This window comes from Streptomyces natalensis ATCC 27448, assembly GCF_000935125.1.
Classification (GTDB): Bacteria; Actinomycetota; Actinomycetes; order Streptomycetales; family Streptomycetaceae; genus Streptomyces; species Streptomyces natalensis.
The window spans coordinates 192,674-215,171 of sequence record NZ_JRKI01000063.1 but is presented as its reverse complement, the minus strand read 5'-3'; the positions used below and the strand labels follow the sequence as shown (position 1 = coordinate 215,171).

Here is a 22,498-nt window from a genome sequence, read left to right as displayed (position 1 = left end):
GGTCCCCGACCCGGCTCTCAGGCCCGGGCCGAGCGCGATCCGCGGGCCGCCGCGCCGGCCCGTTCCACCAGCGACACCAGCTGGTCGTTGACCAGCTCGGGCCGCTCCAGCATCACCAGATGCCCGGCGCCGGGGACCTCCAGATGTTCGGCGTGCGGCAGCAGCTCGGCGATGGTGCGGCTGTGGTCGGCGGGGGTGATCAGATCCCGCTCCCCGGCGAGCACCAGCGCCGGTTTGGCGTCGTAGGACACCACCGCCTCGGTCTTGTCATGGACGGCGAAGGCCGGATAGAACTCGGCGACCACATCGATCGGGGTCGCCTCGATCAGCCGCTCGGCGAACCGTGCGACCCCCGGGTCCACCTCCTCGGGCGTCCCGAACGAATACCGCTTGATCAGCCCGGCGAACAGATCGGCGGTGGCCCGCCGCCCCCGCTCGACGATCTCGCTCTGCGAGCCCAGCGCCTTGAGCAGGCCCGGAGCCAGGGCGTGGAACGCTTTGACGCCCATCGACGGCAGCCCGTAGGACACCTCGCTCAGCCGGCCCGCCGAGGTGCCGATCAACGCCACCCCGGCCACCCGCTCCGCGACGAACTCGGGGAACTGGTCGGCCAGCGCCATCACCGTCATCCCGCCCATGGAGTGCCCGACCAGCACGATCGGCCCCTCGGGCACCGCGGCGTCCAGCACCGCCTTCAGATCCCGGCCCAGCAGATCGATGGTGACCGGATCCGTACCGTCGATCTGGCCGTGGCCGCGCGCCGAGCGGCCGTGGCTGCGCTGGTCCCAGTGGACGGTGCGGACGATGCCGCGCAGCGCGGCGCGCTGGAAGTGCCAGGAGTCCTGGGTCAGGCAGTAGCCGTGGCTGAAGACGACGGTCGGGGCCACCGCGCGGCGGCCCAGCGCCGTCAGCAGTCTTTTGCGGACGCCCTGCGTGCCCGCTCCGGCCGGCAGGGCGCGGGCGTCGTCCTTGCCGTTCCTCGCGCCCTTGGCGCCCTTGCCGTTCTTCGCGTTCTTGGCCGGCTTGCCGCCGTTGCCCGCCGCGCCCGGCAGCTCGCCCGGCTCGTCCACCTCGTAGTACAGCTCGGTGCCGTCCTCGGCGATCGCCGAGGACGGGGTGCCGCGCAGGGTGCCGTACGGGCCCTCGGCGTCCAGCGCCAGCCGGGCCCGCCGCCGCATCCCGCGGCCCACCGTCAGTCGCTCTATCGCCACCCCGGCCGCCGCACCCGCCGCGATCACGCCGATCGCCGCGCCCGCGATGCCCGCGTTCCGCCCGGCCCGCGCCCAGTTGCCCACCGAATCGGCCGCCGTCTCCAGCGCCTTGGCGGCCACGTCCTGGCCGTCGTTCATACCGCACCCCCCGTACGCGTCGGATCCCCTTCGGCATCGGTCTCCACCGCACATGTATCCATGCCGGCCGCATCCATGTCAGGTGTATTCCGCACGGGCGCCTTCGCGACCGGCACATTCACGTCACCGGTGCGCTGCGTGCCGCCGGCATCCGGAGCCGGGCCGTCCGGGGCCTCGGTGTCCACATACAGCCGCGGCACCCGCGAGCCGATCCTGGTGACGATCTCGTACCCGATGGTGCCGGCCGCAAGGGCCCAGTCCTCGGCGATCGGCTCGCCGCGGTCGCCCGGCCCGAACAGCACCGCCGTATCGCCCGGCTCGGCGCCGTCCCCGTCCAGATCGACCACGAACTGGTCCATCGCCACCCGTCCGGCGACGGTGCGCCATTTGCCCGCCACCAGCACCGGGCCGGTGCCGGAGGCGTGCCGCGGGATGCCGTCGGCATAGCCGAGCGGGACCAGCGCGAGGGTGGTCTCCCCGGGGGTCGTGTAGTGGTGCCCGTAGGAGACGCCATGGCCGCCCGGGGCGCGTTTGACCGAGGCCAGCGACGCCTCCAGGGTCATCGCGGGGCGCAGCCCGAAGTCCTGGGGGGTGCCCAGGTCGGGGCTGGGCGAGACGCCGTAGATGCCGATACCGGCGCGCACCAGGTCGTAGTGCGACTCGGGGAGGGTGAGCAGCGCCGGGGTGTTGGCCAGATGCCGTACCTCGGGGCGCAGCCCGGCGGCCTCCGCGACCGCCAGCGCGTCCTGGAAGGCGGCCAGCTGGAGCGCGATGGAGGGGTGGCCGGGCTCATCGGCGCAGGCGAAGTGGGACCACACTCCGGTGATCCGCACGGCGCCGTCGGCCTCGGCCTTGGCGGCCGCCGCGGTCAGCTCGGGCCAGTCGGCGGGCTGGCAGCCGTTGCGGCCCAGCCCGCTGTCGGTCTTGAGCTGGACGCGAGCCGTACGGCCCGAGGCGCGGGCCGCCTCGGTGACCTCGCGCAGCGCCCACATACCACTGACCGTCACATCGATGTCCTGCTCGATGGCCCGGGCCCACGGGCCGCCCGGTGTCCACAGCCAGCACAGCACCCGCCCGGCGTCACCGGCCGCGCGCAGCGCGAACGCCTCCTCGGGCAGGGCGGTGCCCAGCCAGGCCGCTCCGGCCTGACGGGCGGCGCGGGCACAGGGCACCGCGCCGTGTCCGTAGCCGTCGGACTTGACGACGGCCATCAGCTCTGCACCGGGTGCGCGGCCTCGCAGCGTACGCACATTCGACCGCACGGCGGCGAGGTCGATCACGGCGCGGGCCCGCTTCGCTGTCTCGTTCATCCCCCTCAGTGTCGCAGGCGGGCCCGCGCCGTCCCGGGCCACCGGCACGAAAAGGCGCGTCACCCGTCCCTCACACGCCGGTCTTGTGACCCCAGACGTACACGAGGTCGTTCCTGTCGAGCAGTCCCCAGAGCTTTTCCGAGTCCTCCCACTGGAGGTTGATGCAGCCGTGCGAACCGCTGCCCGCATAGACGTCGTCGTAGACGCCGTGCAGCGCCTCCCCGCCGTCGAAGAACTGCGCGAACGGCATCGGCGTGTGGTAGAGCGACGAGATGTGGTTCTTGTGGCGCCAGTAGATCCGGTACGTGCCGGTACGGGTCTCCATGGTCGGCCGGCCGGAGCGCACGGCCACCGGGCGGAAGATCACCTCGCCGTCCTGCTGCACCCACACGATCTGCCGGTTCAGGTCCACGCAGACCACCCGCACGGTGCGCTCCGGGCACCGCTGGTCGTGGTTGGGGTCCTTCTGGGCCCGCAGCAGTCGCACCATGGCGCCGGTGACCGGACCGGCGAAGCCGGTCGCGGGCTCGATCTGGTGGGCCCGCTGGAAGGAACGGATCGCCTGGCAGTCCTCGGGGGACTGCGTGCCGTCCGGCTGCCGCTCCAGGAATTCCTCGACCGCCTTCTGGGCGGGCCCGGTCGAGGTGCTGCACCGCACCTTCGCACCGCCCTCGCCCTGCACCTCGGACCGCGGCACCAGCTCGATGTGCCGGACGGGCCCCAGCGGCCGCTCCGGCTCCGGCTCCTGGGGGATATGGCCGCGCGGGATGTTCGGCGGCAGGGCGCGGTCGGGCAGCTTCTGCTGCTCCCCCTGCTGCTGGTACGGGTCGTGCTGCGGGAGGCCGGGGACCAGCCCGGAGGCGTCGTCGGCGGGCGGGTGCGGCCGGGGCGTGATGCCGTGCGGCTGCGGCAGGGGCTGCGCGTCGGCGGCGGCCGCCCGCGCGAAGCGCATACGGGACAGCGGCTGCGCGGCGCCCCGGGCCCGGGACGGCGGGAGGGCGACGGCCTGCGCCCCGGAGGCGGCCAGACGCGCCACGGACCGGCCGACGCCGGCCGGGTGCACTACGGGAGTCGGGCGCGCGGCGGCCGCGGGCACGGCGACAAACGTGAGCAGCGAGGCGCCGACCAGCAGCGCCGGGAGGGTGCGGTTCATGCACTCACCCATCCCGTGAGCCGACGCCCGCACCGCCCGCCGCCCGGCAGGTTCGCCCTGGTGGCCCGTGGCGTTCCCCCGCGGGGCGTAACGGGCCCCTCTTTCCGTCCCCCCGTCCCGCTGTCAGTCCCACACGTCCCGCCACGCCTCCCCCAGGTGGTCGGCCACCTCCGTGGCCAGGATCGGCGCGCCCGTCGGGCCGGCGGCGCGGCGGGCGGCCAGACCGTGCAGATACGCCCCCACCGAGCCCGCGTCCAGCGGCGGCAGCCCCGCGGCCAGCAGCGAGCCGGTCACCCCGGACAGCACATCGCCGCTGCCCGCCGTGGCGAGCCAGCCGGTCCCGGTCGGGTTGACCCGTACGGGGCCAAAGGCGCCCGCCACCAGGGTCGTCGAGCCCTTGAGCAGCACCGTCGCCCCGTAGCGCGCGGCCAGCTCCCGTACGGAGCGCAGCCGGGCCGCCTCGATCCGCTCGCGACCGCACCCGAGCAGCGCGGCGGCCTCCCCGGCGTGCGGGGTCAGCAAGGTGCCGGCGCTGCGGCGGCGTACCCGCTCCGGCGTCAGGAACCGCAGCCCGTCCGCGTCCACCAGCACTGGCACCTCCGCCGCCAGGACGTCGTCCAGCGCCGCCGACTCGTCCCCCAGCCCCGGCCCGATCACCCACGCCTGCACCCGCCCCGCCCGGTGCGGCGGCCCGGCGTGCACCAGCGTCTCCGGGAAGCGCGCCAGCACCGCATCGGCGGCCGGACCCACGTACCGCACCGCCCCCGCACCGCCGCGCAGGGCACCGGCCACGGCCAGCACCGCCGCCCCCGGATAGCGCGCGGAACCGGCGACGACGCCGACCACGCCCCGCCGGTACTTGTCGCTCTCGGCCGCCGGGCGCGGCAGCAGCTCCGCCACGTCCGCATGCTGCAACGCCGCCACCTCGGCGTCCCGCGGCAGCGTCAGCCCGATGTCCACCAGGCGCAGCGCCCCCGCCCGCTCCCGCGCCGGATCGATCAGCAGCCCCGGTTTGTACGCCCCGAACGTCACCGTCGCATCGGCGCTGACGGCGTCCCCGGCCACCTCGCCGCTGTCCGCGTCCACCCCGCTGGGCAGATCGACGGCCACCACAAGCGCCGACTCGCCCACCGCGTCCAGGAGTTGGGCGGCCTCGGCACGCAGTCCGCCGCGCCCCCCGATCCCCACGATCCCGTCCACCACCAGATCGGCCCGGCCCAGATCGCGCCGCGCATCGTCCGAGACCCGCCCGCCGGCCGCCCGCAGCGCGGCCAGGCCGCCCCGGTGCGCGCGTTCCGGCGACAGCAGCACGGCCACCACTCCGGCGCCGCGCCGCGCCAGCCGGGCCCCGGCGTACAGCGCGTCCCCGCCGTTGTCCCCGCTGCCCACCAGCAGCGTCACCCGGCTGCCGGACACCCTGCCCAGCAACTCCGCGCAGGCCACGGCCAGTCCGGCCGCCGCCCGCTGCATCAGGGCCCCCTCCGGCAGCCGCGCCATCAGCTCGCGCTCGGCGGCCCGTACGGTCTGAACGCTGTAGGCAGTCCTCATGGGGCCAGTCTCACACCGCGGCCACGGCGGGGCTCGTCACACGCCAGGGCCTGTCCGATGGGTGGGCGTAGCGGGCCCACGCCGACCCATCGGACAGGCCCTGGCCCCCGCACCGGGGCTCACCCCTCGGCGATCACCACCGCCGAGGCCACGCCCGCATCGTGACTGAGTGACACATGCCAGGAGCGCACGCCGAGTTCGGCCGCGCAGGCCGCGACCGTGCCGCGCACCCGCAGCCGCGGCCGGCCGCTGTCCTCGACGTAGACCTCCGCATCCGTCCAGTGCAGCCCGCCGGGCGCGCCGAGCGCCTTGGCCACCGCCTCCTTGGCCGCGAACCGCGCCGCCAGGGAGGCGACGCCCCGCCGCTCCCCGCTGGACAGCATCAACTCCGCCTCGATGAAGAGCCGTTGGGCCAGTTCCGGCGTGCGCTCCAGCGCCGCCCCGAACCGGTCGATCTCGGCGACATCGATCCCGACCCCGATAATCACCCGCGCCCCCGCCGCTCGCTCGTCCGCCCCGTCATTCCACCGTCACCGACTTGGCGAGATTGCGGGGCTGGTCGACCTCGTTGCCGCGCGCCGTGGCCAGCTCGCAGGCGAACACCTGGAGCGGTACGGAGGCCACCAGCGGCTGGAGCAGCACCGGCGTCCGCGGAATCCGTACGAGGTGATCGGCGTACGGGGCCACCGCCTCGTCGCCCTCCTCCGCGATGACGATGGTGCGCGCCCCGCGGGCCCGGATTTCCTGGATGTTCGAGACGATCTTGTCGTGGAGCACGGAACGCCCGCGCGGCGACGGCACGACCACCACGACCGGCACATCGTCCTCGATCAGCGCGATGGGCCCGTGCTTGAGCTCACCGGCCGCGAAGCCCTCCGCGTGCATATACGCGAGTTCCTTGAGCTTGAGCGCGCCTTCCAGCGCCACCGGATAGCCGACGTGCCGCCCCAGGAACAGCACGGTGTTCTTGTCGGCCAGGCCCCGTGCCAGTTCGCGCACCGGCTCCATGGTCCCCAGCACTTCCTGGACCTTCTCGCCCATGGCCGCCAGCTCGCACACCACGTCCCGGATTTCGTCGCCCCATTTGTTGCCCCGCACCTGTGCGAGGTAGAGGGCCACGAGATAGCACGCCACCAGCTGCGTCAGGAACGCCTTGGTCGACGCCACCGCGACCTCCGGACCGGCATGCGTGTAGAGCACCGCATCCGATTCCCGCGGAATGGTCGAGCCGTTCGTATTGCAGATGGCGAGCACCTTCGCGCCCTGTTCGCGGGCGTGCCGCAGCGCCATCAGCGTGTCCATCGTCTCGCCGGACTGGCTGATGGCGATCACCAGAGTCCGCCGGTCGAGAATGGGATCGCGGTAGCGGAATTCGCTCGCCAACTCCGTTTCACACGGAATCCGCGTCCAGTGCTCGATCGCGTATTTGGCGATCATTCCCGCGTGATAGGCCGTACCGCAGGCCACGATGACGACCTTGTCGACCTCCCGCAGCACCTCCCCGGAAATACGCACCTCGTCCAGGGAGAGCACCCCGGAGCCGTCGATACGGCCCAGCAGCGTGTCGGCCACGGCCTTCGGCTGCTCCGCGATCTCCTTGAGCATGAAGTAGTCATGGCCGTCCTTCTCGGCGGCCGAGGCGTCCCAGTCGACGTGATACGCCCGCACCGGCGCCGGCGCCCCCTCGAAGTCCGTCACCGTGACGCCGTCCCGGCGCAGCTCCACGACCTGGTCCTGGCCCAGTTCGATGGCCTCACGGGTGTGCGCGATGAACGCCGCGACATCGGAGGCGAGAAACGCCTCGTCCTCCCCGATCCCGACCACCAGCGGCGAGTTCCGGCGCGCCCCGACCACCAGATCCGGCGCATCCGCATGCACCGCCACCAGCGTGAACGCCCCCTCCAGCCGCCGGCACACCTGCCGCATCGCCTCGGGCAGCTCGCCGCACGACGAATACGCCTCGGCGAGCAGATGCGCCACGACCTCGGTGTCCGTCTCGGACGCCAGGACATGCCCGCGGTCGGCCAGTTCGGACCGCAGCGCGGCGAAGTTCTCGATGATCCCGTTGTGGACGACCGACACCCGCCCCGCGTTGTCCAGATGGGGATGGGCGTTCTCGTCCGTCGGCGCGCCGTGCGTGGCCCACCGGGTGTGCCCGATCCCGGTCGACCCCGTGGGCAGCGGACGGTCCGCCAGCTCCTTCTCCAGATTGGCCAGCTTCCCCGCCTTCTTGGCCGCCGCCAGCCCTCCGTCGGCCAGCACGGCCACCCCCGCCGAGTCATACCCGCGGTACTCCAGCCGTTTCAGCCCGGCCAGCACGACGTCGAGGGCGGACTGCCCTCCCACATAACCCACGATTCCGCACATGGAGGCAGCCTACGACCGTTCCTAAAGACTGAGCATGAGTTGCACGGGCTCAGCCGGACGCTCCGAACGGTGTTGAGCGTCCTGGTCCCCCGCTTTCGCTCCGCATACAGCGCCATCGGATCGTGTCCGTGGTCCGGGAATGCGGGGGCAGGTTCCCTCACGCCCCCGGGCGCCGCCTCCGGCCTGGGCGGTCCGATGCCCACGACGATCGCTCTGGTCGTCGTGGGGCGGTGCCGTCCGTCGCCGGATACGGTGCCCGAGGGCGCGTCGTCCGATCGCGACGCTCGCCGCGTCGTGACGGGTGGTCTTCCTGGTCTTGCTGGTGAGGGGCTTACGCCAGTGCTGCGCGCCCCACTGGGAGGTGTAGGCCGGGTCGACGGCGACGATGGTGATGCCGAGTTCGGCGGCCATCGACACCAGCCGGGCCCTCAGTTTGCTCACGGGCATGCCGGAGATCAGGTTGCGGAACCGCTTGCGCCGTCCGTGCTTCTCGCGGGTCTTCTCCGCGCCGAAGTCGAGGTCTTCGATCGCGATCGACAGGTTGTGTCGCTGAGCCCAGTGCAGCAGCCGGATCAGGGCGTGCCGCACCTGGGCGTCCCGAAAGGAGGCCGCCCCATCCAGGTCGAAGAAGAACCGGCTCGGCGCGCCGCACGGGTTGCCGTGCTCGTCGAGCCGCCATGCGGCCAGGTGATCGGCGTTCGCATCGACGCCGACCATGCCGCCCTTGCGGGCCCGGGCGAGGGGCACGGTCTTGACCGGCGGGATCGTCCACGAGGCGGTGAGATACCAGCGTGAGCGCTCGACGTCGAGGTGGATGCGGTACGCGACGGCCCGGTGAGCGGACACACGGTCGGCCCACTGATCACCCCGGTGATGAAAGTGCACACGGGCGGCGAACACGTACCGGCCGTTTCGGGCGTTGGCCAGGTGAGCGAGCGGAGCGGGCAGTTTGAGAGAGACTTCGCCGTCGGGGGTAACGCGGACCGTCTCGTTCCCGAACCGCTTCCCGCTCTCGCCGTCAGCAGCGAGGAACCAGCGGGAGGCTTCCCAGCGCTGGCGCCACTGCTCTGCGGTGAGCTGGGCGGCTTCGAGATGGTGACGGCCTCGGGCCAGCTTCTTGCCGCCCCGTACGACGCGGACGCGTCCGGCTTCGCGGTCGGCCCGCTCAGCGGTCAGCTGGTCCTCCAGCACGTGCAGGCGCCGGGTCTTGGCAAACCACTCTTGCCGGCTGCGGTACCCGCCTGGAGCACGTTTCGAGCCGCGCTCGCCGACCGGCAGGGACAACCGGTGCTCGATCGTTTTCATGCCCGCTTCCAGCCCTTGGATATGGGCGAGTTGAGCCCTGCGGGACAGTGCCCACTGGTCGTGGTTGACCTTGGTGATCGATCCGGCCCAGCGGGAGGAGGACTCCCCGGTCAGGGCACGCTTGCGCTCGGCCCACGTATCGCTGGAGTGCTCCAGCCCATCGGCACACCGCCGCCTGAGGTCGCGGGAAGCAAGCAAGCCCAGGTGCGCACCCACCACACGCAAGACTCCCTCGTCCTCGGGCGTGAGGTGCTTGAGGCGGGTGCGGATGGCGACGCCGGACGACCCGAGGGCAACGAACGGCGCTGACATCTTACGCAGCACACCCACCCCGAAACCCCTCCCGCGCGGCCCGAACGTGCCCGTCACCCACGTTCAACGACCACGCCTGGAAAACGTCACGCGTTCGATCAGGGAACTTCCGTTCCCTCCCTCCAAGCCTCACACAGCCGCAACCCGAGCACGCACGCACACACGCCAGAACACACTCGTACGCACTCAACCGACAGCAGCTCCCCCCCTCTTCCGCGCGGCCCGCGGCGGGGTGCACGGGCCGTCGCCGACCCGGTGGAAGCGCCCTAGTACCCCCGCTCTATCCGCTCCAGCGCCTCCCGCACCGTCTCCAGGAACTCCTCGTCCTCATCCTCATCCGTACCGGGCCGGCTGCCGCGCTCATAGGTCGCCAGAATGTCGGCGAGGTCCTCGTCGAGGTCGTCCTCGGGGAGGTCCTCGGCCAGTTCCGCGCGGATCCGGGAGGCAAAAGCGGCCGCGGCGGCGTCGTTCGCCGCCAGGCCATGGTGCTTCTCCTCGGACCGTGCCCGAAGCCGTCCCAACAGGCGCGTGCGCACGCCGACCCCCTGTCTCACCTGTCTCGTCCTCCAGCGACCGTACCGGGCAATATCCGTCGGGTACAGGCACTCACGACAACCTCGGGACGAACCGCCCCGATCCCCGCGATACCCCCGTCCGGGCCCCGCACAGCGTGCTCAGTGAAGCGCCTCAGCGGCACGGGCCGGTAAATCCGGCATGAACTTGTGGTGCAGCGCCTGGAGGTGGCCGACCCCGGCCACGGCGGGGTGGCCTCCGCATCCGCGACACCCCTTGTCCGGCCCCCGCGCGAGACCCGGCGGCCCGGCTGCGCACAATGGGGCGCGTGCCCCTGACGACCGATGCGCAGCAGCGACGCCGCGCCGAGAGTTCCCCGTACGTCGATCTGACGCGCGCTCAGTGGAGCGCCCTGCGGGAGAAGACACCACTGCCGCTGACGGCCGATGAGGTCGAACGGCTGCGCGGCCTGGGTGACGTCATCGACCTGGAAGAGGTACGGGACGTCTATCTGCCGCTGTCGCGGCTGCTGAATCTGTACGTGGGGGCGACCAGCAATCTGCGCGGCGCCCTGAACACCTTCCTGGGCGATGCGGGCGGGGGCCCACAGCCCGGCACGCCGTTCGTCATAGGGGTCGCGGGCAGCGTGGCGGTCGGCAAGTCCACCACCGCACGGCTGTTGCAGGCGCTGCTCGCGCGCTGGCCGGAGCACCCGCGGGTCGAGCTGATCACCACGGACGGCTTCCTCTTCCCCAACGCCGAACTGCACCGGCGCGGGCTGATGTCCCGCAAGGGCTTCCCCGAGTCGTACGACCGCCGGGCGCTGACCCGCTTCGTGGCGGATGTGAAGGCGGGCAAGGCGGAGGTGACCGCCCCGGTGTACTCCCACCTCATCTACGACATCGTGCCCGGCGAGCAGCTGACCGTGCACCGCCCCGACATCCTCATCGTCGAGGGCCTCAACGTCCTCCAGCCCGCCCTGCCCGGCAAGGACGGCCGCACCCGCCTCGGGCTCGCCGACTTCTTCGACTTCTCCGTCTACGTGGACGCGCGCACCGAGGACATCGAGCAGTGGTACCTCGGCCGCTTCCGCAAACTGCGCGCAACCGCCTTCCAGAACCCGTTCTCGTACTTCCGCAAGTACACCCAGGTCTCCGAGGAGGAGGCGCTGGACTACTGCCGCATGATGTGGCGCACCATCAACAAGCCCAATCTCCAGCAGAATGTGGCTCCCACCCGCGGCCGCGCCAACCTGGTGCTGCGCAAGGGACCGGACCACAAGGTGCAGCGGCTGTCGCTGCGCAAGCTTTAGGAGTGCGCACCAGATGCTGCATCTGCGACTGATAGTTCCCGCGGACCGTACGGAGGAGGTCCTGCGGCTGCTGGACGAGACCGTCGGCACGGCCCATCTGGCGGTACTGACCGGCGCCGCCCGGGATCCGCAGGGCGATGTGGTGCTGTGCGATGTGGCCCGGGAGGCCGGGGACGGGGTGCTGGCCCGCCTGCGGGAGATGGGCCTGGACCAGCACGGGTCGATCGCCGTCGAGGACATCGATCTGTCGCTGTCGGTGCGCGCCGACCGGGCGGAGGAGGAGGCGCCGGGCGAGGGCGCCGACGCCGTGCTGTGGGAGTCGCTGACCGACGAGACCCACGAGGAGTCGACGCTTTCGGTCACCTATCTGGCATTCCTGGCCCTGGCGACGCTGATCGCGGCGTGCGGTGTGGTGCTGGACAACGCCGTCCTGATCGTGGGGGCGATGGCGGTGGGGCCGGAGTTCGGCCCGCTGGCCGGCCTGTGCACGGCGCTGGTGCAACGGGCGCCCCGGCTGGCCTGGCGCTCCCTGACCGCGCTGGCCGTCGGCTTCGCCGTCGCCATGGTGCTGACCGTCGGCTTCAGCTTCTTCATGGACGCGGTGGGGCTGTTCACGAAGCACAAGGTCGAGAGCGCCCGCCCCAACACGTCCTTCATCTGGAAGCCGGACCTGATGTCGTTCGTGGTGGCCTTCCTGGCCGGGATCGCGGGCACCCTCTCGCTGACCTCGGCGAAATCGGGCGCCCTGGTGGGCGTGGCCATCTCCGTGACGACCGTCCCGGCGGCCGCGAACGCCGCTGTCGCCTTCAGCTACGGCGACTACCCCCAGACCTGGGGATCGGCCGGTCAGCTCCTGCTGAACCTGGCCGGCATCGTGATCGCGGGCACCCTCACCCTCGCCCTCCAGAAATTCCTGTGGGCCCGGCACGACAGCGGCCCCGCCGAGCGCGCGCAGCGGCGCTAGCGGGGCCGGTCGGACATCACCGTCCCGGTGGGGACTGTCCGTCGCGGACTATCCCAGCGCGGACTTGACCACATCCGCGAGCCGGCCGGCGATGGTCCGCGCCTGCTCGATGTCGGCGGCCTCGACCATCACCCGTACCAGCGGCTCGGTGCCGGACGGGCGCAGCAGCACCCGGCCGGTGGCGCCCAGTTCGCGCTCCGCCTCGGCGACCGCGGCGGTCAGCTCCGGGGAGGTGGCCACCCGGGACTTGTCGACGTCCGGCACATTGATCAGGATCTGCGGCAGGCGCTCCATGACCCGGGCCAGCTCGGCCAGCGACCGGCCGGTGGCGGCGACCCGGGCCGCCAGCATCAGGCCGGTCAGCGTGCCGTCGCCGGTGGTGGCGTGGTCGAGGACGATGACGTGCCCGGACTGCTCGCCGCCCAGTGCCAAGCCGTGCGCCTTCATCTCCTCCAGGACGTAACGGTCGCCGACCGCCGTCTGGACGATGTCGATGCCCTCGCGCTCCAGGGCCAGCTTGAAGCCCAGGTTGGACATGACGGTGGCGACGACGGTGTTCTTGCGCAGCGTCCCGGCCTCGCGCATGCCCAGCGCGAGCACGGCCAGGATCTGGTCGCCGTCGACCTCGTTGCCGTCGCCGTCCACGGCCAGGCAGCGGTCGGCATCGCCGTCGTGTGCGACGCCCAGGTCCGCGCGGTGCTCGACGACCGCGGCCCGCAGCTTGTCGAGGTGGGTGGAGCCGCAGCCGTCGTTGATGTTCAGGCCGTCGGGTTCGGTGCCGATGGTGACGACCTCGGCGCCGGCCCGCGCGAACGCCTCGGGCGAGACCCGCGCCGCCGCGCCGTGCGCCCCGTCGATGACGATGGTCAGCCCGTCGAGGCGGTTGGGCAGCACGCCGACCAGATGCGCGACGTAGTTGTCGAAGCCCTCGTCGTAGACGGTGACCCGGCCCACGCCGTCACCGGTCGGCCGCTCCCACGGCTCGCCGGAGCTGTGCGCGCGGTAGGTCTGCTCGATGCGGTCCTCCAGCTCGTCGGCGAGCTTGTGCCCGCCGCGGGCGAAGAACTTGATGCCGTTGTCGGGCATCGGGTTGTGGCTGGCGGAGAGCATCACGCCGAGGTCCGCGCCGAGCGAGCCGGTCAGATACGCCACCGCCGGCGTCGGCAGCACCCCCACCCGCAGGACGTCCACCCCGGCGCTGGCCAGTCCGGCGACGACCGCGGCCTCCAGGAACTCCCCCGACGCCCGTGGATCGCGCCCGACCACGGCCACCGGCCGGTGCCCCTCAAAAGTCCCGGCTTCCGCCAGTACATGCGCCGCCGCGACCGACAGGCCGAGCGCCAGCTCCGCCGTCAGATCCGCATTGGCGACGCCGCGCACACCGTCCGTGCCGAAGAGTCGTCCCACTGGTGTCCTCCGAGTGTCTGAGCTTGGACCAGGGCTTTGCGTCCAGGTATACGCCCCTGGCCTCAGGGATGGGCCACAGCCGTACGCGTCCGGTCCCGGATAGCCGAACGCCCCGGCGCACGGGAGTGCCACCGGGGCGTTCGACGAGAGCTGCACGGTGCAGCGAGCGTGATTAGCGCTTGCTGTACTGCGGCGCCTTGCGGGCCTTCTTCAGACCGGCCTTCTTGCGCTCGACCGCACGGTCGTCACGCTTGAGGAACCCGGCCTTCTTCAGGGCGCCGCGGTTGTTGTCGACGTCGGCCTCGTTCAGCGCACGGGCCACGCCCAGGCGCAGCGCACCGGCCTGGCCGGAGATGCCGCCGCCGGAGATGCGGGCGATGACGTCGTAGCGGTTGTCGAGCTCGAGCACCTTGAAGGGCTCGTTGACTTCCTGCTGGTGCACCTTGTTGGGGAAGTAGCCCTCAAGGGTGCGGCCGTTGATCTTCCACTGGCCGGTGCCCGGGACGATCCGGACGCGGGCAATGGCGTTCTTGCGGCGGCCCAGGCCGGCGGCCGGCTGCGGGTCGCCGAAGCGGGACGCCATCGACTCGGAGGTGTACTCACCCTCCAGCGGCGCCTCGGACTCGCTGGTGTACTGCTCGACCTCGGCCTCTTCGAGCGGGGTCTCGGCGGTGGTCTCAGCCACGATGCTCCTCAGATTCTTTTCGTCTTAGGGGGTGGCCGGACTTACTGCGCGACCTGGGTGATCTCGAACGGGACCGGCTGCTGCGCAGCGTGCGGGTGCTCGGCGCCCGCGTAGACCTTCAGCTTCGAGAGCATCTGACGGCCCAGGGTGTTCTTGGGGAGCATGCCCTTGATGGCCTTCTCGACGGCCTTCTCGGGGTTCTTGTCGAGGAGCTCGTCGTAGCGCACCGAGCGCAGACCGCCCGGGAAGCCGGAGTGGCGGTAGGCCATCTTCTGGGTGCGCTTGTTGCCGGAGAGGTGCACCTTGTCGGCGTTGATGATGATGACGAAGTCACCGGTGTCAACGTGAGGGGCGTAAACCGGCTTGTGCTTGCCCCGCAGGAGAGAGGCGGCCTGGCTGGCCAGACGGCCCAGGACTACGTCCTGCGCGTCAATGATGTGCCACTGGCGCTGAACATCGCCGGGCTTGGGGCTGAACGTACGCACGTCTTAGCCTTCGCTTCGAAAGTGATGGGTCCTGTACTGGACACCTGGCCTGATCACACAGCAGAGCGGCACTACGGGTGACGCAACCCGATCGTCCGCCGCCGGTCATCGGCCCGGTGAGCCGGCGTAAGGGCCCCTCACGTGAGATAGAGCAAGCCAATACGCATAACGAACCAGCAGGATACCGAGACGACCCCACACGGGTCAAAACGCGTCCCGAACCAGCGTACGACCGCCCACGGCCCTACCGCTCCCGCTCCACCCTGCGCTCGTCCCACACCGGCTCCGCCGTCTCCCGCACCACCCCGTCCGCCCCGAACACCAGGAACCGGTCGAAGCCCTTCGCGAACCACCGGTCGTGCGTGACCGCGAGCACCGTCCCCTCGTACGCCTCCAGGCCCTCCTGCAACGCCTCCGCGCTCTCCAGGTCCAGGTTGTCGGTCGGTTCGTCCAGGAGCAGGGCGGTAGTGCCGGACAGCTCCAGGAGCAGGATCTGGAAGCGGGCCTGCTGGCCGCCGGAGAGGCGGTCGAAGCGCTGCTCGGCCTGTTTCTCCAGCTCGTAGCGGCGCAGCGCGGACATCGCCTGGCCCTTGTTCTTGGCGTGCTCGGTCCACAGGATGTCGAGCAGGGTGCGGCCCAGCAGCTCGGGGTGGGCGTGGGTCTGCGCGAAGTGGCCGGGGACGACGCGGGCGCCCAGCTTCCAGGCGCCCTGGTGGGCCACCGGATTGTCCGGGTCCCCGGCCAGCAGCCGCAGGAAGTGCGACTTGCCGGAGCCGTTGGAGCCCAGGACAGCCACCCGCTCGCCGTAGAAGATCTCCAGCGAGAACGGCTTCATCAGCCCGGTCAGCTCCAGGTTCTCGCAGGTCACCGCCCGTACGCCGGTACGGCCGCCGCGCAGCCGCATGGTGATCTCCTGCTCGCGCGGCGGCTCCGGCGGCGGGCCGGCCTCCTCGAACTTGCGCAGCCGGGTCTGCGCGGCGGCGTACCGCGAGGCCATCTCATGGCTGACCGAGGCCGCCTGCCGCAGCGTGACCACCAGCTTCTTGAGCTGGGCATGCTTCTCGTCCCAGCGCCGCCGCAGCTCCTCGAAACGGGCGAAGCGCTCCTTGCGCGCCTGGTGGTAGGTGGCGAAACCGCCGCCGTGCACCCAGACGTCGGAACCCGCCGGGCCCGGCTCGACGCTGATGATCTTCTCCGCGGCGCGGGCCAGCAGCTCCCGGTCGTGCGAGACGAACAGCACCGTCTTACGGGTCTGCTGGAGCTGCTCCTCCAGCCAGCGCTTGCCGGGGACGTCCAGATAGTTGTCCGGCTCGTCCAGCAGCAGCACCTCGTCCGTGCCGCGCAGCAGCGACTCCAGGACCAGCCGCTTCTGCTCGCCGCCGCTGAGCGTGCGCACCTGCCGCCACTGGGCCTTCTCGTACGGCATCCCCAGCGCCGCCATGGTGCAGATGTCCCAGACCGTCTCGGCCTCGTATCCGCGCGCCTCGGCCCAGTCGCTGAGCGCCTGGGCGTAGGCCATCTGCGCGGCCTCGTCGTCGGCCGTCATGATCGCCAGCTCGGCGGCGTCCACCGCGGCCGCGGCCTCCCGGATCCGCGGCTGGGCGACGGAGACCAGCAGGTCACGCACCGTACGGTCGTCCCGTACGGACCCCACGAACTGCGGCATCACGCCCAGCCCGCCGCTCACCGTCACCGACCCGCCGTGCGGTTCCAGCTCCCCCGCGATCAGCCGCAGCAACGTCGTCTTGCCCGCGCCGTTCGCGCCCACCAGCGCGACCGACGCCCCCTCGCCCACCCTGAAGGAGACGTCGCCCAGCAGGGCCCTCCCGTCCGGCAGGTAGTACTCCAGGTGCCCGGCTTCCAGATGTCCCATGGGCGGAATTGTCAGGGGCGTGCGGGTATTCCTCCAACTCGTTTCCGAACGTTACGAAGGGGCCACCGGAGCGCCGCCAACCCGTGCCCGGACGGTCGTTAGGATGCGCGGCATGAGCTTTGGGCAAGGGGGGCCGTTCGACGGCCCCGGGGGATCTGGGACTCCGGACTGGGCCGCACTGGCCGACGAGAGCGAATCGGCCTCCCGGCGGAAACGCTGGATGCTGATCGGCGGCGGTGCGCTGGCGGCGCTCGCCGTCGCCGGCATCGTGACCCTCGCGGTCGTCAACAGCACCGGCGGCTCGCCCGGCGGCAACCCGACCGCCAAGCCCGCGGCATCCGGCGAGGCCACCGCACCGGACGACAAGCCGTCCTTCCCCGACGTCTCGGTGCCGCCCCCGCCCAACCCGCGCGACTACATCACCGACCCCGCCAAGGACCGGGCGCCGCTCACCCCCGCCACGCTCTTCCCCGACAAGACCATGGTCATCGGCGAGCACAGCTACCCGCGGACGAACACCGCCACCAGCGGCGACTGCACCTCGGGCAGCCAGGGCGCGCTCGGCTCCCTGCTGGCCCACAACGGCTGCACCAAACTGCTGCGCGCCACCTACTCCAAGGGCGGCGTCTCCGCCACGGTCGGCGTCGCGGTCTTCGCCTCCCCGGCCAAGGCCACCAAGGTCATGAACGCGTGGAAGTCGGGCAATGTCGCCCCGCTCGCCGGCGGCGGCGTCCCCGACACGTTCTGCCAGGCCACCCGGTGCCGTACCGCGGTCAACACCAACGGCCGCTACGCCTACTTCACCATCGCCGGCTACGACAACGGCAAGGCGACGACCGCCTCCGAGACCAAGGCCCAGCAGATCGGCCGGGACACCGCCTCGTACACCTGGGCCCGGATCACCCAGCGCGGCAAGGACCAGGCCGCCAAGGTCGCCGCGCAGCAGCTCAAGGAAGCCCAGCGCAAGGCCAAGGCGCAGGGCTGACGCCGTCCGGTGGCGCCGCCGCTGCGGGCGGCGCCACTCCCCCGCGGCCGCTCAGCAGCAGCCGCCCCGCACCGGCAGCGAGCGCCGGTTGCGCGCTTCCTTGTTCCGCGCCATGAGCAGCTCGTCCGCCGGATAGCCGACCTCCTCCAAGGTCAGCCCGTGCGGCCGGACGACATGCACCGCGGAGTCCCGCACCCCCGCCGCCAGCACCTTCGCCGGCCACTCCGGCGGCCGGTGCCCGTCGCCGACGAACAGCAGCGCACCGATCAGCGAGCGCACCATGTTGTGGCAGAAGGCATCGGCCCGGACCGTGGCGGTGACGATCCCGTCCGCACCCCGCTCAAGGCTCAGCTCCTGGAGCGTACGGATGGTCGTGGCGCCCTCGCGCTTCTTGCAGTACGCCGCGAAGTCGTGCTCCCCCAGCAGCCCGCGGGCCGCCGCGTTCATGGCATCCACATCGAGCGGCCAGTCGTGCCAGAGCACATGGCCGCGCAGCAGCGGATCCACGCCCCCGTGGTGATCGGTCACCCGGTACGCATACCGCCGCCAGATCGCCGAGAAGCGCGCATTGAAGCCCTCGGGCGCCTCGGTCAGCGACCACACCCGCACATCCTTGGGCAGCCGCCCGGCCAGCCGCTTCAGCAGCTTCTCCCGGTGCTCGGCCCACAGCTCCGCCGGCAGATCCACATGCGCCACCTGCCCGCGCGCATGCACCCCGGCGTCCGTCCGCCCGGCGACCGTGAGCTCGTACGTCGTCTCCCCGGACCGGGTCACGGTCCGCAGCGCGTCCTCGATCTCCCCCTGGACGGTCCGCTGCCCCCGGGCCTGCTTGGCCCAGCCGGAGAATTCCGTGCCGTCATAGGAAAGGTCCAGCCGCACCCGGACGTACCCGGGCTCTACCTCGTCACTCACGTAAGCAATCCTCTCAGGCCCCCGGCAACGCGAAGCGGGCCCGTCCCCGAAGGAACGGACCCGCTCACAGCCAGGCAGTGCCTCAGGCGTCAGGGTCTACCTCCGCTTGCGCGGAGAAGGGCCTCAGGCGTCCTTGGACTCCTCGGCGGGAGCCTCGGCCGCGGCCTCGGACTCCTTCACCGCACGCTTGGTCGCGGCCTCGGCCTCGGCGACGGTGGCCTTCTTGGCGATCTCGCCCTCGACCAGCTCGATGACCGCCATCGGGGCGTTGTCGCCACGACGGTTACCGATCTTGGTGATACGGGTGTAGCCACCCGGACGCTCCGAGAACCGCGGGGCGATCTCGGTGAAGAGCGTGTGGACGACGCTCTTGTCCGAGATCAGCTGCATGACCTGACGGCGGTTGTGAAGGTCGCCCTTCTTCGCCTTGGTCACCAGACGCTCGGCGTACGGACGCAGACGACGGGCCTTGGCCTCGGTCGTCGTGATGCGGCCGTGCTCGAAGAGGCTGGTCGCCAGGTTGCGCAGCATCGCCTTCTCGTGCGACGCGCTGCCGCCCAGACGGGCACCCTTGGAAGGCTTCGGCATGGTGTTTCTCCTTGGTGTCTGCCCCGGCCGTATCAGGTACCGGGGTCAGTATCCGAGCAGGCGGTCGCCTGTCGGAGATCCGGGCCCCAGTGGGGCCCGGAGGGGCCGCGCCCCGTAAGGGGCGCGGGGAACTGCGCGACCAGCCACAGCCGGCCCGCAGCCAAAGACGGTCCTCGCGGAGCGCCTAGTACTGCTCGGTCTCGACGAACCCGGCATCCGCGTCGTCGTCGGCACCAAAGGCATCGGCCGCGGCGGTCGGGTCGAATCCGGGCGGGCTGTCCTTGAGCGCCAGGCCCATCCCGGCCAGCTTCGCCTTGACCTCGTCGATCGACTTCGCACCGAAGTTACGAATGTCGAGCAGGTCCGCCTCGGAGCGCGCAACGAGCTCACCCACGGAGTGGATGCCCTCGCGCTTGAGGCAGTTGTACGACCGAACGGTGAGCTCCAGCTCCTCGATCGGCAGCGCCAGATCGGCGGCCAGGGCGGCGTCCGTCGGGGACGGACCCATGTCGATGCCCTCGGCGTCGATGTTCAGCTCGCGGGCCAGGCCGAACAGCTCGACCAGGGTCTTACCGGCCGACGCCATGGCGTCACGCGGCCGCATGGCCTGCTTGGTCTCGACGTCGACGATCAGCTTGTCGAAGTCGGTGCGCTGCTCGACACGGGTCGCCTCGACCTTGTAGGTGACCTTGAGCACCGGCGAGTAGATGGAGTCGACCGGGATCCGGCCGATCTCCTGGCCCACCTGCTTGTTCTGGACGGCGGAGACGTAGCCGCGACCGCGCTCGACGGTCAGCTCCATCTCCAGCTTGCCCTTGCCGTTGAGCGTGGCGAGGACCAGGTCCGGGTTGTGCACCTCGACACCGGCCGGCGGCGCGATGTCGGCGGCGGTGACCAGACCCGGGCCCTGCTTGCGCAGGTACATCACGACCGGCTCGTCGTGCTCCGAGGAGACGACCAGCTGCTTGATGTTGAGGATCAGGTCGGTGACGTCCTCCTTGACGCCCGGCACGGTGGTGAACTCGTGCAGGACACCGTCGATGCGGATGGACGTGACCGCCGCACCCGGAATCGAGGAGAGGAGCGTACGACGCAGGGAGTTGCCGAGGGTGTAGCCGAAGCCCGGCTCCAGCGGCTCGATCACGAACCGGGAGCGGTATTCGTCGACGACCTCTTCGGTCAGAGAGGGACGCTGAGCAATCAGCATGTTCTTTGATCCTTCAGTCGTGGGCGCCCGCTATTTGACGCCCGCTGTACTTCAAAGGGTACGGGCGGTACGGCGCCATCGGCTCCGTACCGCCCACACCAATTCCGCTCAGCTCTTACTTGGAGTAGAGCTCAACGATCAGCTGCTCCTGCACCTGGGTGTCGATCACCTGGCGCTCGGGCAGGCTGTGCACGAGGACCCGCAGCTGCCCGGGGATCGCCTCCAGCCACGCCGGAACGGTCTTCTCGCCGGCCTCGGCCTGAGCCACCTGGAAGGGGGTCAGGTTCCGGGACTTCTCGCGGACCTCGATGATGTCGTTGACGGACACGCGGGCCGACGGGATGTCGGTCTTGCGGCCGTTGACGTTGACGTGTCCGTGACGGACCAGCTGACGGGCGTGGTCGCGGGACTTGGCGAAGCCGGCCCGGTAGATCACGTTGTCGAGGCGGGTCTCAAGGATGCGCAGAAGGTTCTCACCGGTCTTGCCGGACTTCTGGTTCGCTTCCTTGTAGTAGTTCACGAACTGCTTCTCAAGGACACCGTAGATACGGCTGCACTTCTGCTTCTCACGAAGCTGGAGCAGGTACTCGCTGTCCTTGGTGCGCCCGCGACCGTGCTCACCCGGGGGGTAAGGACGGATCTCGATCGGGCACTTTGCGCTCTCGCACTTGCTGCCCTTGAGGAACAGCTTCTGCTTCTCCCGACGGCAACGCTTGCAGTCGGCCCCGGTGTAACGCGCCATTGTCTAGTTTTCTCCTACTTCAGTGGGTCAGACGCGGCGGCGCTTGGGCGGGCGGCATCCGTTGTGCGGGGTGGGGGTGACGTCCTGGATCGAGCCGACCTCGAGGCCGGTGGCCTGGAGGGAGCGGATCGCGGTCTCACGGCCGGAGCCGGGACCCTTGACGAAGACGTCGACCTTGCGCATGCCGTGCTCCTGCGCGCGGCGGGCGGCCGACTCGGCGGCCATCTGCGCGGCGAAGGGGGTGGACTTGCGCGAGCCCTTGAAGCCGACGTGGCCGGCAGAGGCCCAAGAGATCACGTTGCCCGTGGGGTCCGTGATCGAAACGATCGTGTTGTTGAACGTGCTCTTGATGTGAGCGTGCCCGTGGGCGACGTTCTTCTTCTCCTTGCGGCGCACCTTCTTGGCGCCGGCCGTACGGCCCTTCGGAGGCATGAATTTCTCCCGTGGAGGTGGTCGGTCCTACAGCGAAGACCGCTGGTAAGCGTCCTGCTGAGGACTACTTCTTGCCCGGCTTCTTCTTGCCGGCGATCGCGCGACGCGGACCCTTGCGGGTACGGGCGTTCGTGCTGGTGCGCTGACCGTGCACCGGCAGACCGCGGCGGTGACGCAGACCCTGGTAGCAGCCGATCTCGACCTTGCGGCGGATGTCGGCCTGGATCTCGCGACGGAGGTCACCCTCGGTCTTGAGGTTGTTGTCGACGTACTCGCGGATCTTGACCAGGTCTTCCTCGGCCAGGTCGCGGACCCGGGTGTCCGGGTTCACGCCGGTGGCGGCGAGGGTCTGCTGCGAGAGCGTCCGCCCGATACCGAAGACGTAGGTGAGGGCGACCTCCACACGCTTTTCGCGCGGGAGATCAACGCCTGCGAGGCGTGCCATTGATGTGGCTCCTGATGGCTATTCGGAGGTCTTCCGCAGCACCGTTCCCGTAAGACTCTTCAGAATTACGAGCCGGGTCCCCGGCCTCCGAGCCGGGGGTGTCGTCCCCACGCGGTGAGGCGGGGGGTCGGGTGACTGCGTATGTACGTATGTGATTGCGTCGCGCGAACTGCGAAATTGCAGGTGGTCGGCGTGCGTCAGCCCTGGCGCTGCTTGTGGCGCAGGTTGTCGCAGATGACCATGACCCGGCCGTGGCGGCGGATCACCTTGCACTTGTCGCAGATCTTCTTGACGCTCGGCTTGACCTTCATGGGATGTGAGGTTCTCCGGGTCAGTGCCGTCACCCCACGGGAGCGGGGCGCCGACAAGATCTACTTGTAGCGGTAGACGATCCGGCCACGCGTCAGGTCGTACGGGGAAAGCTCCACCACGACCCGGTCATCCGGGAGGATACGGATGTAGTGCATCCGCATCTTGCCGCTGATGTGCGCGAGGACCTTGTGACCGTTCTGGAGCTCTACTCGGAACATCGCGTTCGGCAGAGACTCGATCACGGTGCCCTCGATCTCGATGGCACCTTGCTTCTTGGCCACGCTTCGCCTTT

Annotated in this window: 23 protein-coding genes; 3 read left to right on the top strand and 20 right to left on the bottom strand. The window is 70.7% G+C overall.

Annotated elements, in window-relative coordinates; translation table 11 throughout:
• Window positions 1-17: 17 nt before the first annotated feature.
• The 8 genes from SNA_RS37540 to SNA_RS37505 form a co-directional block, all read right to left on the bottom strand.
• A complete protein-coding gene (locus tag SNA_RS37540) occupies window positions 18-1,349 on the bottom strand; it encodes an alpha/beta fold hydrolase (protein ID WP_030062864.1) in 1,332 nt (443 codons plus the stop codon).
• Window positions 1,346-2,659, bottom strand: a complete 1,314-nt coding sequence (gene alr, locus SNA_RS37535; protein ID WP_078970476.1) for an alanine racemase — start codon at window positions 2,657-2,659, stop codon at window positions 1,346-1,348. Before alr ends, SNA_RS37540 begins: the two co-directional genes overlap by 4 nt.
• A 70-nt stretch (window positions 2,660-2,729) precedes the next feature.
• Window positions 2,730-3,812 (bottom strand): L,D-transpeptidase family protein, encoded by a 1,083-nt coding sequence (locus SNA_RS39000; protein WP_063752389.1) that lies wholly within the window; start codon window positions 3,810-3,812, stop codon window positions 2,730-2,732.
• A 123-nt stretch (window positions 3,813-3,935) separates the two neighbouring features.
• The gene (locus SNA_RS37525; RefSeq protein ID WP_044368804.1) at window positions 3,936-5,360 is read right to left on the bottom strand and encodes a bifunctional ADP-dependent NAD(P)H-hydrate dehydratase/NAD(P)H-hydrate epimerase; all 1,425 of its coding nucleotides are present in this window, start codon (window positions 5,358-5,360) and stop codon (window positions 3,936-3,938) included.
• Between the two features lie 119 nt (window positions 5,361-5,479).
• On the bottom strand, window positions 5,480-5,848 hold the full coding sequence (locus tag SNA_RS37520) for a holo-ACP synthase (protein ID WP_030062869.1): 369 nt from the start codon (window positions 5,846-5,848) through the stop codon (window positions 5,480-5,482).
• A gap of 31 nt (window positions 5,849-5,879) precedes the next feature.
• Window positions 5,880-7,727, bottom strand: a complete 1,848-nt coding sequence (gene glmS, locus SNA_RS37515) for a glutamine--fructose-6-phosphate transaminase (isomerizing) (protein ID WP_030062870.1) — start codon at window positions 7,725-7,727, stop codon at window positions 5,880-5,882.
• Window positions 7,728-7,748: 21 nt separating this feature from the next.
• Window positions 7,749-9,362 (bottom strand): IS200/IS605 family element transposase accessory protein TnpB, encoded by a 1,614-nt coding sequence (locus SNA_RS37510; RefSeq protein ID WP_030062871.1) that lies wholly within the window; start codon window positions 9,360-9,362, stop codon window positions 7,749-7,751.
• A gap of 248 nt (window positions 9,363-9,610) precedes the next feature.
• Window positions 9,611-9,880, bottom strand: a complete 270-nt coding sequence (locus SNA_RS37505) for a hypothetical protein (protein WP_037788353.1) — start codon at window positions 9,878-9,880, stop codon at window positions 9,611-9,613.
• A gap of 296 nt (window positions 9,881-10,176) precedes the next feature.
• Here SNA_RS37505 and coaA point away from each other — a divergent pair, with 296 nt between their 5' ends.
• Together coaA and SNA_RS37495 are read left to right on the top strand one after the other, a co-directional pair.
• The gene (gene coaA, locus SNA_RS37500; RefSeq protein ID WP_241779994.1) at window positions 10,177-11,169 is read left to right on the top strand and encodes a type I pantothenate kinase; all 993 of its coding nucleotides are present in this window, start codon (window positions 10,177-10,179) and stop codon (window positions 11,167-11,169) included.
• Between the two features lie 13 nt (window positions 11,170-11,182).
• Complete coding sequence (locus tag SNA_RS37495) at window positions 11,183-12,133, top strand: DUF389 domain-containing protein (protein ID WP_030062874.1); 951 nt, start codon at window positions 11,183-11,185, stop codon at window positions 12,131-12,133.
• A gap of 48 nt (window positions 12,134-12,181) precedes the next feature.
• Here SNA_RS37495 and glmM read toward each other — a convergent pair whose 3' ends face one another.
• The 4 genes from glmM to SNA_RS37475 all read right to left on the bottom strand — a co-directional run bounded on the left by glmM (window position 12,182) and on the right by SNA_RS37475 (window position 16,583).
• Window positions 12,182-13,540 (bottom strand): phosphoglucosamine mutase, encoded by a 1,359-nt coding sequence (gene glmM, locus SNA_RS37490; RefSeq protein ID WP_030062875.1) that lies wholly within the window; start codon window positions 13,538-13,540, stop codon window positions 12,182-12,184.
• A gap of 172 nt (window positions 13,541-13,712) precedes the next feature.
• Window positions 13,713-14,225 (bottom strand): 30S ribosomal protein S9, encoded by a 513-nt coding sequence (gene rpsI / locus SNA_RS37485; RefSeq protein WP_030062876.1) that lies wholly within the window; start codon window positions 14,223-14,225, stop codon window positions 13,713-13,715.
• Window positions 14,226-14,266: 41 nt separating this feature from the next.
• Window positions 14,267-14,710 (bottom strand): 50S ribosomal protein L13, encoded by a 444-nt coding sequence (rplM, locus tag SNA_RS37480; RefSeq protein WP_030062877.1) that lies wholly within the window; start codon window positions 14,708-14,710, stop codon window positions 14,267-14,269.
• A gap of 244 nt (window positions 14,711-14,954) precedes the next feature.
• Window positions 14,955-16,583 carry an ABC-F family ATP-binding cassette domain-containing protein gene (locus SNA_RS37475; RefSeq protein WP_030062878.1) on the bottom strand — a complete coding sequence of 543 codons (1,629 nt, stop codon included), beginning with the start codon at window positions 16,581-16,583 and terminating at the stop codon, window positions 14,955-14,957.
• Between the two features lie 112 nt (window positions 16,584-16,695).
• Between SNA_RS37475 and SNA_RS37470 the strand changes: the two genes are divergently transcribed.
• The gene (locus SNA_RS37470) at window positions 16,696-17,568 is read left to right on the top strand and encodes a hypothetical protein (RefSeq protein WP_044368933.1); all 873 of its coding nucleotides are present in this window, start codon (window positions 16,696-16,698) and stop codon (window positions 17,566-17,568) included.
• A gap of 51 nt (window positions 17,569-17,619) precedes the next feature.
• On the opposite strand, the gene truA is transcribed toward SNA_RS37470, so the two are convergent.
• From truA to infA, 8 genes are all read right to left on the bottom strand, one after another.
• Window positions 17,620-18,480 carry a tRNA pseudouridine(38-40) synthase TruA gene (gene truA / locus SNA_RS37465; protein WP_030062880.1) on the bottom strand — a complete coding sequence of 287 codons (861 nt, stop codon included), beginning with the start codon at window positions 18,478-18,480 and terminating at the stop codon, window positions 17,620-17,622.
• A 123-nt stretch (window positions 18,481-18,603) separates the two neighbouring features.
• Window positions 18,604-19,068: a 50S ribosomal protein L17 gene (rplQ, locus tag SNA_RS37460; protein WP_030062881.1), complete on the bottom strand. Its 465-nt coding sequence runs from the start codon at window positions 19,066-19,068 to the stop codon at window positions 18,604-18,606.
• A 184-nt stretch (window positions 19,069-19,252) separates the two neighbouring features.
• On the bottom strand, window positions 19,253-20,275 hold the full coding sequence (locus tag SNA_RS37455; RefSeq protein ID WP_003956430.1) for a DNA-directed RNA polymerase subunit alpha: 1,023 nt from the start codon (window positions 20,273-20,275) through the stop codon (window positions 19,253-19,255).
• A gap of 115 nt (window positions 20,276-20,390) precedes the next feature.
• A complete protein-coding gene (gene rpsD / locus SNA_RS37450) occupies window positions 20,391-21,017 on the bottom strand; it encodes a 30S ribosomal protein S4 (protein WP_030062882.1) in 627 nt (208 codons plus the stop codon).
• Between the two features lie 27 nt (window positions 21,018-21,044).
• Window positions 21,045-21,449 (bottom strand): 30S ribosomal protein S11, encoded by a 405-nt coding sequence (rpsK, locus tag SNA_RS37445; RefSeq protein WP_004571845.1) that lies wholly within the window; start codon window positions 21,447-21,449, stop codon window positions 21,045-21,047.
• A 64-nt stretch (window positions 21,450-21,513) separates the two neighbouring features.
• Window positions 21,514-21,894, bottom strand: coding sequence for a 30S ribosomal protein S13 (gene rpsM / locus SNA_RS37440; protein ID WP_006604894.1), 381 nt, complete (start codon window positions 21,892-21,894; stop codon window positions 21,514-21,516).
• Between the two features lie 197 nt (window positions 21,895-22,091).
• A complete protein-coding gene (gene rpmJ, locus SNA_RS37435) occupies window positions 22,092-22,205 on the bottom strand; it encodes a 50S ribosomal protein L36 (protein ID WP_003956441.1) in 114 nt (37 codons plus the stop codon).
• A 60-nt stretch (window positions 22,206-22,265) separates the two neighbouring features.
• Complete coding sequence (gene infA, locus SNA_RS37430; protein WP_014047798.1) at window positions 22,266-22,487, bottom strand: translation initiation factor IF-1; 222 nt, start codon at window positions 22,485-22,487, stop codon at window positions 22,266-22,268.
• Between the last annotated feature and the right edge of the window lie 11 nt (window positions 22,488-22,498).

Coding starts and splice junctions, on each gene's coding strand:
- SNA_RS37495 (WP_030062874.1), top strand. CDS start 11,183: ATGCTGCATCTGCGACTGATAGTTCCCGCGGACCGTACGGAGGAGGTC.
- rplQ (WP_030062881.1), bottom strand. CDS start 19,068: ATGCCGAAGCCTTCCAAGGGTGCCCGTCTGGGCGGCAGCGCGTCGCAC.
- rpsD (WP_030062882.1), bottom strand. CDS start 21,017: ATGGCGCGTTACACCGGGGCCGACTGCAAGCGTTGCCGTCGGGAGAAG.
- coaA (WP_241779994.1), top strand. CDS start 10,177: ATGGGGCGCGTGCCCCTGACGACCGATGCGCAGCAGCGACGCCGCGCC.
- rpsM (WP_006604894.1), bottom strand. CDS start 21,894: ATGGCACGCCTCGCAGGCGTTGATCTCCCGCGCGAAAAGCGTGTGGAG.
- SNA_RS37475 (WP_030062878.1), bottom strand. CDS start 16,583: ATGGGACATCTGGAAGCCGGGCACCTGGAGTACTACCTGCCGGACGGG.
- SNA_RS37455 (WP_003956430.1), bottom strand. CDS start 20,275: ATGCTGATTGCTCAGCGTCCCTCTCTGACCGAAGAGGTCGTCGACGAA.
- SNA_RS39000 (WP_063752389.1), bottom strand. CDS start 3,812: ATGAACCGCACCCTCCCGGCGCTGCTGGTCGGCGCCTCGCTGCTCACG.
- SNA_RS37470 (WP_044368933.1), top strand. CDS start 16,696: ATGAGCTTTGGGCAAGGGGGGCCGTTCGACGGCCCCGGGGGATCTGGG.
- alr (WP_078970476.1), bottom strand. CDS start 2,659: ATGAACGAGACAGCGAAGCGGGCCCGCGCCGTGATCGACCTCGCCGCC.
- SNA_RS37540 (WP_030062864.1), bottom strand. CDS start 1,349: ATGAACGACGGCCAGGACGTGGCCGCCAAGGCGCTGGAGACGGCGGCC.
- glmS (WP_030062870.1), bottom strand. CDS start 7,727: ATGTGCGGAATCGTGGGTTATGTGGGAGGGCAGTCCGCCCTCGACGTC.
- rpsK (WP_004571845.1), bottom strand. CDS start 21,449: ATGCCTCCGAAGGGCCGTACGGCCGGCGCCAAGAAGGTGCGCCGCAAG.
- SNA_RS37525 (WP_044368804.1), bottom strand. CDS start 5,360: ATGAGGACTGCCTACAGCGTTCAGACCGTACGGGCCGCCGAGCGCGAG.
- rpmJ (WP_003956441.1), bottom strand. CDS start 22,205: ATGAAGGTCAAGCCGAGCGTCAAGAAGATCTGCGACAAGTGCAAGGTG.